The organism is Bacillus sp. LR_5, assembly GCF_042709275.1.
This window is the reverse complement of the sequence record NZ_JAVAXX010000195.1, coordinates 1-12,461: the sequence shown is the minus strand read 5'-3', so window position 1 is coordinate 12,461 and position 12,461 is coordinate 1. Positions and strand designations below refer to the sequence as shown.

Here is a 12,461-nt window from a genome sequence, read left to right as displayed (position 1 = left end):
CACTGGCCGTTTTTACGATCGGATGTTTCAAGACCATCCAGAGCTTTTGAACATTTTTAATCAAACAAACCAAAAGAAAAAAACACAGCGAACTGCACTGGCAAATGCCGTTATTGCAGCTGCGGCAAACATTGACCAATTAGGAAACATCATTCCGGTTGTCAAACAAATCGGCCACAAGCACCGCAGTATCGGAATTAAGCCTGAGCACTACCCAATCGTCGGTAAATATTTGCTGATTGCGATTAAAGATGTATTGGGAGACGCTGCAACTCCTGACATTATGCAGGCATGGGAAAAAGCGTACGGAGTCATTGCTGACGCGTTCATCGGAATTGAAAAAGACATGTATGAACAGGCTGAAGAGCAAGCCGGCGGCTGGAAGGAGTATAAGCCATTCGTTATCGCAAAAAAAGAGCGGGAAAGCAAAGAAATTACATCCTTCTATTTGAAACCGGAAGACAGCAAGCCGTTACCTGAATTCCAAGCAGGGCAATATATCAGCATCAAAGTGCGGATTCCTGATTCTGAATATACGCATATCCGCCAGTACAGCCTGTCTGATATGCCGGGAAAAGACTATTATCGAATTTCAGTGAAGAAAGATGGTGTCGTGTCTTCCTACTTACACGATGGGCTGCAGGAGGGAGATTCAATAGAGATCAGCGCACCGGCAGGGGACTTTGTTTTAGATCATGCATCACAAAAAGATCTCGTTTTGATCAGTGCCGGAGTTGGCATTACACCAATGATCAGCATGCTGAAAACATCTGTTTCCAAACAGCCTGAACGGCAAATTCTGTTCATTCATGCGGCGAAAAACAGTGAATATCATGCATTGCGCCATGAAGTAGAAGAAGCAGCAAAACATTCTGCTGTTAAAACAGCATTTGTGTATCGCGAGCCGACAGAGGAAGACCGTGCAGGTGATCTGCATTTTCATGAAGGACAGATTGATCAGCAATTCCTCAAAGAACTGATTGCCAACACAGATGCGGATTACTATATTTGCGGTTCACCGTCGTTTATTACGGCAATGCATAAGCTTGTATCAGAGCTCGGATCAGCGCCGGAGTCTATCCATTACGAGCTATTCGGCCCGCAATTAAGTTTGGCGCAGTCCGTTTGAACACATACATGAAACTCTTCTCCTTTCAGAGAAGAGTTTTTTATTGAGATATAAGAAGGCAGACAAGCGCCGGTTTCTACATCCGGACAATCACAGACCCGCTGCCATTTGTGCATACACGGTTTTGCTGTTCTTGCATTGTTCTCAGCAATTCATTGTTTACCTCAATCGCTCTAATTAGTTGCTTCATTCTTAGCTCCAAACCGGCCAGCCTGTCGATTGTTTGCTGCTGGTAGCCCTCGGGTTGGGGAGCCAATGGCAGATCAAAGGGCCAAAGGGTATTCGACTTCTGATTTTTCATATTGCGTATTGCGCCTCCAATCGGTGTCACTTTCTATTATGTTATGTTCAGGCGATATGCACGTTCGCCTAGACACTGATGCATAGAGGGCCTGCCACGGGGCACAATAGGCTCAATATGACCAGCGGATGGAGGTAAAGATCGGTGTTATGGATGGTATGGGTATTTTTACTGAAGCCAGTTATCGTATTTTCGATTGCATATATTTTGTTTCGGCTTGCCGGTAAAAAAGCTGTGTCACAAATGAACAATTTTGACCTGCTTTTGACCTTCGCAATCGGAACCATTATCAGTGAGCCGATCCTTACATCCAAGCTGCCGATGTCAATTTATTATGCGGGTGCTTTTTTGGTGCTTTATCTTATCATGAGCAAGCTCTCTTTATCTAATAAATGGCGATGGCTCCTAGTCGTGAGCCCGACTGTCCTAATCCGAAACGGGGATATTGATGAACGCGGCCTTCGTAAAGAAAGGCTGACTGTTAATGAGCTGCTCGGAAAGCTGAGGGAAAAGGGCTATGCCGACCCGGCTGACATTGATCTTGCTATCATTGAAGAAACGGGAGAAGTAAGCGTCATCCCGAAAGAGGAAGCGAGAGCGGTGCAGGTGCGGGATTTGAATATGGAAGCTGAACGGAATTTTATCCCGATTCCGCTCATACTGGATGGCGAAATCCTTGATCATAATTTGAAATATCTCCAAAAAAACCGATCCTGGCTGTTTGAGAAGCTTGAGGAAAAAGGGTACAGCCCCAAACTGCTGTCTTCGATTACCCTTGGCACGATGAATGCACGCGGTGATATATCCCTTGATTTAAATACCGCTAATGAACCGCAGCATGATCCTTACTTATATAAACCGGGAAATAACAATTAAGATGGCTCTCTCTTGTAATGAGAGCTTTTTTCTTTTTTAAAGGGAATTTTTGTTTGGTGTCAAATGTACCTAGTTAGGAGGGGAACTGAACATGAAGGACTTATCCATAAGAAACGACATGGCGCCAACGGTCAGTTTGCTGTATTCCGCAGTGGAAGAAAACAGTCTCCGTCTGGCTTCCATCGTAAGCCATATGACACACAGTGAACTTTACTATAAGGGGCGCTGCCAAACAAAAAACAGCACGGCTCAGCTTTTGCACCATATCACAAATGTTGATATCAGATGGGTCTGGCGTATCAAGGAAAATCGGATCCCGGACCATATTGAACAGGCATACGGCCCGATGACAGATGAAAGCGGACGGCTGCCTGAACCGGTGAATCAGCCAGACTTAGATGAACTCCTGAAAAGACATCAGCATGTAGTAGAGAAGCTGAAATCGGTATGCTTCACTTTAACTGAAAATGCTTTGAACCAGCCGCTTTCCTTCGAAGGTGACACCGCGACGATACGATGGGGAATTTGGCATATGGCAGATCATAACCGCTATCATCAGGCACATATTGAAGCTCTCAAAAAAGAATGGAAGCAGGATGTGGCGAAGTATGAACGCTAAAACGAAGCTTGTGACTGATCGAATTCGTTTGCGCTGTATGGAAGATCGGGATCAAGCCACTTTGTTTGGGCTGCTTTTTAATGATCCTGACGTCATGACATATTATTCCGGTTTAAAAGATAAGAGGCAAACCCGCGAGTGGGTCAATTGGAACCAACGAAATGAAAAAGGGTACGGCGTTAGTCTGTGGATCGCCGAAGATAAGCGGACAGGGGAGTTTTTGGGGCAATGCGGCATCGTTCCCCAGCAGATCGAAAATCAAACCGTAATGGAAATTGGCTATATGTTTGCCCGCCGCCACTGGGGGAACGGCTATGCGCAAGAAGCGGCTCGGGCCTGTCTGGACTATGGCTTTAACGAGCGGCAGTTCGGCAAAATGGCGGCTTTGATTGATCCGGGTAACAAAGCGTCCATACGGGTAGCGGAGAAAATCGGCATGCATTACAGCAAAACGATCAGAAAATGGAATAAACCGATCGCGGTATATGAAAGAAAATCTTACAATTGAAAGATAGAGCTGAGTTTAGTATCATGATATCATGTAAAGTTTTCTAGGGTTCCGCATGTCAATTGACATGGACTGGTCCGAGAGAAAACACATACGCGTAAATAGAAGCGCGTATGCACACGGAGGGAAAAAAGCCCGGGAGAGTCAATCTCATGTGAGACGACTGTCCGGGGTTTTTTTGTTTTCGGAGAATCTTAATAGATAGAAAGGAATGACTCAAAATGAAATGGGGATTGGTCGTGCTTGCCGCTGTTTTCGAGGTTGTTTGGGTGATAGGCTTAAAGCACGCTGACTCAGCCTTAACATGGAGCGGCACTGCCATCGGCATCATATTCAGCTTTTACCTTCTAATGAAGGCGACTCACAGTCTGCCTGTTGGTACCGTGTATGCCGTCTTTACCGGGCTCGGCACAGCGGGAACAGTACTTAGTGAAATCGTTCTTTTTCATGAACCGGTTGGATGGCCGAAGCTATTGTTAATTGGCGTGCTCTTAATCGGTGTAATCGGGTTGAAGCTTGTGACACAGGATGAGACAGAGGAAAAAGGAGGCGAGGCATAATGCTGCACTGGATCAGTTTATTGTGCGCGGGCTGTTTAGAAATGGCCGGCGTGGCCCTTATGAATCAATATGCGAAAGAAAAAAGCGTGAAATGGGTGCTGTTGATCATTGTTGGTTTTGCCGCTTCATTTTCCTTGCTGTCGTACGCAATGGAAACCATTCCGATGGGAACGGCTTACGCGGTCTGGACAGGAATTGGCACCGCCGGCGGGGCGCTTATCGGCATCCTCTTTTACAAGGAGCAGAAAGACGCCAAACGGATCTTCTTTATCGCGTTGATTTTATGCTCAGCAGTTGGTTTAAAAATTCTGTCATAAATTGATTTTTATCAAATCTTCAGTATAATGGATAAATAGTTTAGACTTACAAAGATAAGAGGGATTATTCATGAAATCATATATGACTCAGCGGTTGGACGAATACCGTGACGGAAATGAGGATAAAGGTCGGCTCTTGGTCAGCTGCCCCGATCAGCCGGGTATCGTCTCTGCAGTTTCCGCGTTTTTATTTGAACACGGTGCCAATATTATAGAATCAAATCAATATACGACAGACCCTGAAGGCGGCCGGTTCTTCCTGAGAATCGAATTCGACTGCGCAGGCATTCGTGAAAAAAAATCATCACTTCAGGCAGCGTTTGCCTCTGTTGCGGAAAAATTCGACATGACATGGAGCTTAACTTTGGCGAGCGAACTGAAGCGTGTCGCCATTTTCGTTTCAAAGGAGCTCCACTGCCTGCATGAGCTGATTTGGGAATGGCAAACCGGCAACCTGATGGCGGAGATCGCTGTTGTCATCAGTAACCATGAGGAAGCGAGAGAGCTGGTTGAGCGCCTGAACATTCCATTCCACTATATGAAAGCGAACAAAGACATCAGAGCGGAAGTCGAAAAGAAGCAGCTTGAACTGCTGGAGCAGTACGATGTTGATGTGATCGTGCTCGCACGCTATATGCAGATTCTAACTCCTGATTTTGTTTCGGCTCATCCGAATCGCATCATCAATATCCACCATTCATTCCTGCCAGCTTTTATCGGTGCGAATCCGTACAAACGGGCCTACGAGCGCGGCGTGAAACTGATCGGTGCGACATCTCATTATGTGACAAACGATCTTGATGAAGGGCCGATCATTGAACAGGATATTGAGCGTGTGGACCACCGCGATAATGCGGAAGCGCTGAAAAACATCGGAAGAACAATTGAGCGCAGCGTGCTTGCCCGTGCTGTGAAATGGCATTTGGAAGACCGTGTCATCGTTCATGAAAATAAAACAATCGTCTTTAACTAGACTGCAAGAGGCCCGCGCAATGCGGGCTATTTTTGATGACAAAAAACCTTGACAAGTGTCTTTTTTCTTTGCATAATATAAAAAAATCATTGAGCGTTGAAGAGGATTAGTAAGCAGACCTTTCTGTGACAGAGAGCAAAATGAATCGCTGAAACATTTTGCCGCATGAAACCTGCCGAACCTGCCTTGGAGTCCTAGGGGGAAAACCTAGGCGCATAACCTGGCGTTACAGGAGAGCGGAGCGTGCACAAGCGCGTTCAATCAAGGTGGTACCACGGAAACCCATTTCGTCCTTATGAATCAGGATGAAATGGGTTTTTTTATTGTAGAAGAGCCGCGGAGGAGAATAAATGAAAAAACAAAGAATAGTAGTGAAAATAGGAAGCAGTTCGCTCACGAATAGCAAAGGAAGCATTGATGAGGCAAAAATCAGAGAGCATGTTCAGGCGATTTCCGTGTTAAAAAAAGCGGGGCATGAAATGATTCTGATTACCTCGGGTGCCGTAGCGGCGGGGTTTTCCAGCCTCGGTTATCCGTCCCGTCCCGTTACCATCAAAGGAAAACAGGCGGCGGCCGCGGTCGGACAAACACTGTTAATGCAGCAATATATGAATCAATTTAAACAATACTCATTAACTCCGGGACAAATCCTTTTAACGAGAAATGATTTTTCGAAAAGAGAACGGTACCGAAACGCGTATGCTACGATAATGGAATTATTGGAACGCGGCGTCATTCCGATTATCAACGAGAACGATTCTACATCTGTTGAAGAATTGACATTCGGAGATAATGATATGCTTTCTGCGTTAGTCAGCGGATTGATTCACGCGGACCAGCTCATGATTCTCACCGACATTAACGGGCTGTATGATGCCAATCCAAATGAAAATCCTGAGGCGAAACGATTTGATTATTTGCCGGAGATCACGCCTGAATTGCTTGGATATGCAGGTTCAGCTGGATCAAAGGTCGGCACCGGCGGAATGAAATCAAAGCTGTTAGCCGCACAAACCGCGCTGTCTCTGGGAGTGAAAGTATTCATTGGAACAGGCAGCGGAGAGCAAAAACTTGCGGACATTTTGGACGGCAGGGGAGACGGCACTTATATCGGAGACAAAGAACTATCTTCGGTTAACAACACAAGGCAGTGGATTCAGTTCCACTCGCCGATATCGGGAGAAATTATCATTGATGCGGGTGCCGAGGAGGCGATGATCCATAATGGAAGCAGCCTTTTGCCCGCTGGCGTTGTGGGTGTGAACGGAAGCTTTCCGAAAGGGGCGGTTGTGGAAGTCAGGGGACCGGGCGGCGTGATCGGCAAAGGCCAAACTCATTACTCCTCCGAGGAGATTATGGAGGCTAAAGGCAAACGCAGTGACGAACTTGATTTTGAGAAAACGTTTGAGGTTATTCATAGGAATGACTGGGTCAATGTAAAAGACTAGGAGGCGGAAAAATGAGTGAAGTTTCTGTAAAAGCGAAGCTGGCGAAAGAAGCAGCAGCCGAAATGATCATGAAAACAACAGCCGAGAAGGATGAGGCGCTCAGCCTCATTGCAAACGGACTCCGCAAAGAACTGGATTTTCTCTTGGCGGAGAATGCAAAAGACATTGTGAACGGAAAAGAGAATGGTTTAACACCGGACATCATTGACCGTCTCACATTGGATGAGAAACGTATACGCGATATCGCGGACGCGGTGGAGCTCTTAATCGACTTAGCGGACCCAATCGGCGACTCTCTTGAAACGATTGAAAAAGAAAACGGCCTGTTTATTGAAAAAATCCGTGTGCCGCTTGGTGTCGTAGGAATGATTTATGAGGCGAGGCCAAACGTCACAGTTGATGCGGCTACCCTTTGCCTGAAGACAGGGAACGCGGTTGTTCTGCGGGGAAGCTCCTCAGCCATCCACAGCAACAAAGCGCTCGTCAGTGTCATTCACAGAGCACTTGAGCAATCAGCGCTTCCGATTCACGCTGTGCAGCTGATTGAGGATACGAGCAGAGAGACAGCAAAAGAGCTCTTTACGTTAAATGATGGTTTAGACGTATTGATTCCGCGCGGAGGCAAGAAACTGATTGATCTCGTTGTGAGAGAATCAACAGTTCCTGTATTAGAAACGGGAGCAGGAAACTGCCACATATTCATTGACGAAACAGCCAAACCGCAAATGGCAGAAAAGGTTGTCGTAAATGCCAAAACGCAGCGCCCTTCCGTATGCAACGCGATTGAATCATTGCTGATTCACAAGGCTTGGGCAAGACAGCACGGGAAAGAATTGCTGGACCAGCTGGAAAACGCGGGAGTTGAAATTCGGGGTGATGAATTGGTGTGTGAACTTCATCCTTCAAGCAAACAAGCATCAAAAGAAGATTGGGAAACCGAATTTTTAGCGCCTGTCCTCAGTGTAAAGACGGTTGAAAACGTCCAAGAAGCTGTGAAGCATATCCAACAATACGGCACCAATCATTCTGAAGCGATTTTAACTGAAAATGACAAAAACGCGGCATATTTTCAAACGGCTGTCGATGCTGCCGCTGTCTATCATAACGCGTCAACCCGCTTTACCGACGGCTTTGAATTCGGCTACGGAGCCGAAATCGGCATCAGCACGCAAAAGCTTCATGCAAGAGGACCGATGGGGCTTCCTGCACTGACTTCTACAAAATACATCATTAAAGGAACTGGGCAAATCCGTGAATAGCAGGGCAATGTTCAATGAAAAAGCTTATCTCGTAACGAGATAAGCTTTTTTATACGAGAAAAATTGACATTTCAAACTTAATTGTGTACAATTTAATTGTATAAAACGTATTGGAGGAATGAAAAATGAGTCAGCCATTATTTACAGCAACTGTTTCAGCGGTAGGAGGAAGAGAAGGAAAGGTCATTTCATCAGACCGCGTTCTTGAGCTTGATGTCGCAATGCCGGGGACACCGAGAGCCAAGAAATTAGAAAAAGCGACAAATCCAGAGCAGCTGTTTGCAGCAGGTTATGCAGCTTGCTTTGACAGCGCCCTGCAGCTTGTCGCAAGAACAGAACGGGTAAAAGTAGAGACAGAGGTTACAGCGAATGTTAGCCTGTTAAAGGATGAAGCGGACCAGGGCTATAAGCTGGGTGTGACGCTGCAAGTAAAAGGAGAAGGAGTCAGTGCATCAGAATTGGAGGCGCTTGTGAAAAAAGCGCACGGCGTCTGCCCGTACTCAAAAGCAACCTCCGGAAATATTGATGTGACACTTGAAGTTGCTGAATAAATAAAAAGAGGATGCCTGTACAAGGCATCCTCAATTTTTTTGATGAAGTGTTTCCAGCAATGTATATAGAGCGGATTTTAACTGTTTGAGATCCTCCCCAGACTGCTTTGAGAGCCCCAGAATTGTCTCTGGAATGTCAACCGCTTTTTCTTTTAATAACGCTCCGTCCTCTGTCAGGCTGATCAACACGGATCGCTCATCCTCTTCAGATCTTTTTCTCGTAATCAAACCCTGTTGTTCCATTCGTTTAAGCATCGGAGTGAGCGTCCCTGAATCTAAATACAGCTGTTCGCCCATTTTTTTGACAGTAAGCGTTTCATGTTCCCATAACAAAAGCAAAGCCAAATATTGAGGGTATGTTATATTCAGCTTATCAAGCAGCGGCTTGTATTGCTTTGTCATTTCCCGCGAACTTGCATATAGCAAAAAACATAGCTGATTCTCCAATTTCATATGATCAAATTTATTTTCCATTTTGTTCACCAACTCTTTTTTGTCATTCGATTCTATTGTATCTGAAAAACCTCACTTTTCCTATTCTCGGCAAACATAGCATGTTTAAAAAGATTAGAAAGGGAAATATAACAACTAGATACAAATAAGGAGGTTGGGAAATATGGCACTATTTACAGCAAAAGTAACCGCGCGAGGCGGACGAGCAGGACATATTACATCAGATGACGGTGTTCTTGATTTTGATATTGTCATGCCAAATGCCAAAAAAGAAGGACAAACCGGCACAAATCCGGAACAGCTCTTTGCGGCAGGGTATGCTGCATGCTTCGGCGGCGCGCTCGAACACGTAGCTAAAGAGCAGAATATCGAAATTGATTCGGAGATTGAAGGGCAGGTCAGCCTCATGAAGGATGAGAGCGACGGCGGGTTTAAAATCGGTGTCACACTTGTTGTGAACACGAAAGATTTAGATCGGGAAAAGGCACAAGAGCTTGTCAACGCCGCTCATGAATTCTGTCCTTACTCAAAGGCAACCAGAGGAAATGTTGATGTAAAACTAGAATTAAAATAATGACCGGCATCCTGAGTGTTCTCAGGATGTTTTTTTGGTGTCGGAGCATGCGGGGCGGGCACAGATTTTTGATAAAACGTCAGAGAAGCGTTTGAAGCATGCCTTTAAACCAAAAGTTACAGATGAAGGGGGTGGCTGGCACGGTGTCTGCCGTGCTGAATTGCGCGTATATGCTGTTTTGTATTTGCACAGGGCATAGCGGCTACTTGGAGAAATAACAAGGACCAGGCCGCGCATGCCTGATCCTTTTAATATTCTTTCTTATTGGCGAAGTTCCGCCATGCTTGAAACGGGGATAAATGCTCTGTTAGTGTCACTTGATAAAAGGGGATCGTTCTTTCTTCAGCAGGTTTATCAATTTCTTTATAAATGAATGAATCATCAAACCCGGCTTCGGCAGCGTCTGTGTGCTCAGCTGCATAGAAAACGGCTTTAGGCCGGGCCCAGTAGATGGCGCCCAAGCACATTGGGCATGGTTCACAGCTCGTATACAAAATGCAGTCATCAAGCTGGTAGGCTCCTAGCACCTTACAGGCTTTCCGAATAGCTGTGACTTCCGCGTGGGCAGTCGGATCATTGCTTGTTGTGACGTTGTTCTGTCCCTCTGCGATAATGGCTCCGTCTTTCACGATAACGGCTCCAAAAGGCCCGCCGATTCCTGCATTCACTCCTTCACATGCGAGAGTGACAGCCCGTTTTAAGAACGTTTCATGATTCATCCCAATCCCTCCTGTCAATAGAGTGTTATTAGTATAGCCGAAAAGAATGCAAAGAACATTCTTAAAAAAGTGCAAAATAAACAAAGTATTTGGGGGATTTGCTAAATAAGAAACCGATTGTGGCTGTATTATAGAAAAAAACCATCTGCCAAATGCAGATGGTTTTTTCAAATTATACTAGCTGTGTCTGCTGTGCTCTTGCCTGTTTTGCAGCTTCAACCATGTTTTTCAATGCTGCAACCGTTTCTTCCTGCTGTCTTGTTTTCAATCCGCAGTCCGGATTTACCCAGAAGCGGTCAGTCGGACAGACGGCAAGCGCATCAACGATAATATTGTACATTTCTTCAGTTGACGGCACACGAGGGCTGTGAATGTCATATACACCAAGGCCAAGCCCTTTCAAATACGGGTGGTTTTTTAAATAATCTAAAAATCCTCCATGGCTTCTGCTATGTTCGATTGTAATCACATCGGCATCAAGATCATTGATTGTATCAACGATATCTTCGAAGTTGCTGTAGCACATATGTGTATGAATCTGTGTCTCGTTTTTCACGGAAGAAGTGGTTAATCTGAATGCTTCTGCCGCCCAAGTCAAATACTCATCCCAATCGCGTGTTTTCAATGGAAGGCCTTCGCGCAGCGCTGGTTCATCAACTTGAATGATTTGAATGCCTGCGTCTTCAAGCGCTTTAACTTCTTTGCGAAGGGCAAGCCCGATTTGGAAGGCGATTTCTTTCCTCGAGATGTCGTTTCGAGGGAAAGACCAGTTTAAGATTGTAACCGGGCCCGTCAGCATTCCTTTCACATGCTTGGAAGTCAATGACTGTGCGTAGACTGTGTCTTTCACTGTCATCGGTTCAATAAATTCAACATCTCCGTAAATGACTGGCGGGCGGACACAGCGTGAGCCGTATGATTGAACCCAGGCATATTTAGTGAAGGCGAAACCGGCCAGCTTTTCACCGAAGTATTCGACCATGTCTGTCCGTTCAAATTCGCCGTGAACAAGGACATCAAGCTCCAATTCTTCCTGAATATCAATCCATCTTTTTGTTTCCGCATTGATAAAGTTTTGATACTGTTCATCGGACCACTCAGCTTTCCGCCATTTTTGGCGTGCGCTCCGCACTTCAGCAGACTGCGGGAAGCTGCCGATCGTTGTCGTCGGCAAAAGCGGAAGGCCGAGAGATTCATTTTGCAGGGCTAAACGTTCTTCAAACGGAATCGGACGCTTGAAGTCTTTATCAGTTAATTGCTCAAGCTCTTTCTTTTGTTCAGAATTGGCGCCTGTTGCAAACTGTTTAAGCGCCTGGATATCAGCCTTAGCCTGCTGAATCTCTTCGCTGATCGCCGCTTTTCCTGATACTAAACCTTCTTTCAAAGCTGTCAGCTCGGCCAGCTTCTCTTTTGCGTAGGATAATCCGTTCAATAGGTCTTTTTCCAAATGCTCATCAGGGTGTTTCGCTACTGGAACATGCAGCAGGCTGCTGGAAGGCTGAATCCACAGTTCATCAACTTTTGCAATGCTGAGAATATCAAGAACGGCATCGAGACGCTCTTCAAGGTCCGCTTTCCAAATGTTGCGTCCGTCGATAACGCCGGCTGCCAGCACTTTGTCTGTCGGAAAGCCATGTGTTTTAAGCTGTTCCAGGTTTCTGCCTTTGTCGTGAACGAAATCAAGGCCAATTCCCTGAACCGGGTAAGAGATCAGCTCTTCATAAGCATCAACAGAATCAAAATACGTCTGCAAAAGCACATTCAAGGATGAAAGCTCACTTGTAATGCTTTCAAATAATTCTTTTGCGCCGCGGACATCTTCACTAGAGGCAGTAACGAGCGCCGGCTCATCGATTTGAACCCATTTTACGCCTTCTTCTTCAAGCTCTTTCAAAAGCTGTACATATAATGGCACAAGGCGTTTTTGGATCGCTTTTGCTTCAGACGGTTCATAGCCTTTAGCAAGCGTAACGAACGTATAAGGGCCGACAATCACAGGCTTTGTTTCCACACCGTACTCCTGTTTGATCCGGCGATAATCTTCGAGTTGTTTGTTTCTTGTCAGACGGAACTCAATGCTCTCGTCATATTCCGGAACGATGTAATGGTAATTTGTATTAAACCATTTTGTCATTTCACTAGATACAGCGTCTTTGATTCCGCGGGCGATAGCG

Annotated in this window: 15 protein-coding genes, 1 pseudogene, 1 riboswitch and 1 other annotated feature; of the genes and pseudogenes, 12 read left to right on the top strand and 4 right to left on the bottom strand. The window is 45.7% G+C overall.

The window, feature by feature from the left end; translation table 11 throughout:
* The coding region (gene hmpA, locus RAC86_RS27080) for an NO-inducible flavohemoprotein (protein ID WP_377886210.1) at nt 1–1,129 on the top strand (1,129 nt) is incomplete at its 5' end.
* Between the two features lie 76 nt (nt 1,130–1,205).
* Here hmpA and RAC86_RS27075 read toward each other — a convergent pair.
* On the bottom strand, nt 1,206–1,430 hold the full coding sequence (locus RAC86_RS27075) for a hypothetical protein (RefSeq protein ID WP_009967080.1): 225 nt from the start codon (nt 1,428–1,430) through the stop codon (nt 1,206–1,208).
* Between the two features lie 144 nt (nt 1,431–1,574).
* Between RAC86_RS27075 and RAC86_RS27070 the strand changes: the two genes are divergently transcribed.
* The 9 genes from RAC86_RS27070 (at nt 1,575) to RAC86_RS27030 (ending at nt 8,541) form a co-directional block, all read left to right on the top strand.
* Nucleotides 1,575–2,306: a DUF421 domain-containing protein gene (locus tag RAC86_RS27070; RefSeq protein WP_015715759.1), complete on the top strand. Its 732-nt coding sequence runs from the start codon at nt 1,575–1,577 to the stop codon at nt 2,304–2,306.
* A gap of 91 nt (nt 2,307–2,397) precedes the next feature.
* Nucleotides 2,398–2,925, top strand: a complete 528-nt coding sequence (locus RAC86_RS27065) for a DinB family protein (protein WP_003245783.1) — start codon at nt 2,398–2,400, stop codon at nt 2,923–2,925.
* A complete protein-coding gene (locus RAC86_RS27060) occupies nt 2,915–3,433 on the top strand; it encodes a GNAT family N-acetyltransferase (RefSeq protein WP_003244793.1) in 519 nt (172 codons plus the stop codon). Before RAC86_RS27065 ends, RAC86_RS27060 begins: the two co-directional genes overlap by 11 nt.
* 32 nt (nt 3,434–3,465) lie before the next feature.
* Nucleotides 3,466–3,577, top strand: a riboswitch (guanidine-I (ykkC/yxkD leader).
* A gap of 77 nt (nt 3,578–3,654) precedes the next feature.
* The gene (ykkC, locus tag RAC86_RS27055) at nt 3,655–3,993 is read left to right on the top strand and encodes a multidrug efflux SMR transporter subunit YkkC (protein ID WP_003232583.1); all 339 of its coding nucleotides are present in this window, start codon (nt 3,655–3,657) and stop codon (nt 3,991–3,993) included.
* Nucleotides 3,993–4,310 carry a multidrug efflux SMR transporter subunit YkkD gene (gene ykkD / locus RAC86_RS27050; protein ID WP_015252242.1) on the top strand — a complete coding sequence of 106 codons (318 nt, stop codon included), beginning with the start codon at nt 3,993–3,995 and terminating at the stop codon, nt 4,308–4,310. The genes ykkC and ykkD overlap by 1 nt, the downstream gene beginning before the upstream one ends.
* A gap of 70 nt (nt 4,311–4,380) precedes the next feature.
* Nucleotides 4,381–5,283: a formyltetrahydrofolate deformylase gene (gene purU, locus RAC86_RS27045; protein ID WP_003245802.1), complete on the top strand. Its 903-nt coding sequence runs from the start codon at nt 4,381–4,383 to the stop codon at nt 5,281–5,283.
* Between the two features lie 87 nt (nt 5,284–5,370).
* Nucleotides 5,371–5,581: a binding site (T-box leader), on the top strand.
* Nucleotides 5,582–5,633: 52 nt separating this feature from the next.
* On the top strand, nt 5,634–6,731 hold the full coding sequence (proB, locus tag RAC86_RS27040) for a glutamate 5-kinase (RefSeq protein ID WP_014479591.1): 1,098 nt from the start codon (nt 5,634–5,636) through the stop codon (nt 6,729–6,731).
* A gap of 11 nt (nt 6,732–6,742) precedes the next feature.
* Nucleotides 6,743–7,990, top strand: coding sequence for a glutamate-5-semialdehyde dehydrogenase (proA, locus tag RAC86_RS27035; protein WP_014479592.1), 1,248 nt, complete (start codon nt 6,743–6,745; stop codon nt 7,988–7,990).
* A 125-nt stretch (nt 7,991–8,115) separates the two neighbouring features.
* Nucleotides 8,116–8,541 carry an organic hydroperoxide resistance protein gene (locus RAC86_RS27030; protein ID WP_003232574.1) on the top strand — a complete coding sequence of 142 codons (426 nt, stop codon included), beginning with the start codon at nt 8,116–8,118 and terminating at the stop codon, nt 8,539–8,541.
* Nucleotides 8,542–8,571: 30 nt separating this feature from the next.
* Here RAC86_RS27030 and ohrR read toward each other — a convergent pair whose 3' ends face one another.
* Nucleotides 8,572–9,015 carry an organic hydroperoxide resistance transcriptional regulator OhrR gene (gene ohrR, locus RAC86_RS27025; RefSeq protein ID WP_014476587.1) on the bottom strand — a complete coding sequence of 148 codons (444 nt, stop codon included), beginning with the start codon at nt 9,013–9,015 and terminating at the stop codon, nt 8,572–8,574.
* A 142-nt stretch (nt 9,016–9,157) separates the two neighbouring features.
* Between ohrR and ohrB the strand changes: the two genes are divergently transcribed.
* Nucleotides 9,158–9,568 carry an organic hydroperoxide resistance protein OhrB gene (gene ohrB / locus RAC86_RS27020; RefSeq protein ID WP_003232570.1) on the top strand — a complete coding sequence of 137 codons (411 nt, stop codon included), beginning with the start codon at nt 9,158–9,160 and terminating at the stop codon, nt 9,566–9,568.
* 15 nt (nt 9,569–9,583) lie between these two features.
* A pseudogene (locus RAC86_RS27015) lies at nt 9,584–9,767 on the top strand (hypothetical protein).
* Nucleotides 9,768–9,816: 49 nt separating this feature from the next.
* On the opposite strand, the gene guaD reads toward RAC86_RS27015, so the two are convergent.
* Nucleotides 9,817–10,287 (bottom strand): guanine deaminase, encoded by a 471-nt coding sequence (gene guaD, locus RAC86_RS27010; protein WP_003245084.1) that lies wholly within the window; start codon nt 10,285–10,287, stop codon nt 9,817–9,819.
* A gap of 172 nt (nt 10,288–10,459) precedes the next feature.
* The coding region (gene metE, locus RAC86_RS27005) for a 5-methyltetrahydropteroyltriglutamate--homocysteine S-methyltransferase (protein WP_377886208.1) at nt 10,460–12,461 on the bottom strand (2,002 nt) is incomplete at its 5' end.

Bases quoted from the DNA above. Each gene is read 5' to 3' on its own strand.
- proB (WP_014479591.1), top strand. From the start codon at position 5,634: ATGAAAAAACAAAGAATAGTAGTGAAAATAGGAAGCAGTTCGCTCACG.
- RAC86_RS27060 (WP_003244793.1), top strand. From the start codon at position 2,915: ATGAACGCTAAAACGAAGCTTGTGACTGATCGAATTCGTTTGCGCTGT.
- RAC86_RS27030 (WP_003232574.1), top strand. From the start codon at position 8,116: ATGAGTCAGCCATTATTTACAGCAACTGTTTCAGCGGTAGGAGGAAGA.
- ohrB (WP_003232570.1), top strand. From the start codon at position 9,158: ATGGCACTATTTACAGCAAAAGTAACCGCGCGAGGCGGACGAGCAGGA.
- ykkC (WP_003232583.1), top strand. From the start codon at position 3,655: ATGAAATGGGGATTGGTCGTGCTTGCCGCTGTTTTCGAGGTTGTTTGG.
- ohrR (WP_014476587.1), bottom strand. From the start codon at position 9,015: ATGGAAAATAAATTTGATCATATGAAATTGGAGAATCAGCTATGTTTT.
- RAC86_RS27065 (WP_003245783.1), top strand. From the start codon at position 2,398: ATGAAGGACTTATCCATAAGAAACGACATGGCGCCAACGGTCAGTTTG.
- ykkD (WP_015252242.1), top strand. From the start codon at position 3,993: ATGCTGCACTGGATCAGTTTATTGTGCGCGGGCTGTTTAGAAATGGCC.
- proA (WP_014479592.1), top strand. From the start codon at position 6,743: ATGAGTGAAGTTTCTGTAAAAGCGAAGCTGGCGAAAGAAGCAGCAGCC.
- purU (WP_003245802.1), top strand. From the start codon at position 4,381: ATGAAATCATATATGACTCAGCGGTTGGACGAATACCGTGACGGAAAT.
- RAC86_RS27075 (WP_009967080.1), bottom strand. From the start codon at position 1,430: ATGAAAAATCAGAAGTCGAATACCCTTTGGCCCTTTGATCTGCCATTG.
- guaD (WP_003245084.1), bottom strand. From the start codon at position 10,287: ATGAATCATGAAACGTTCTTAAAACGGGCTGTCACTCTCGCATGTGAA.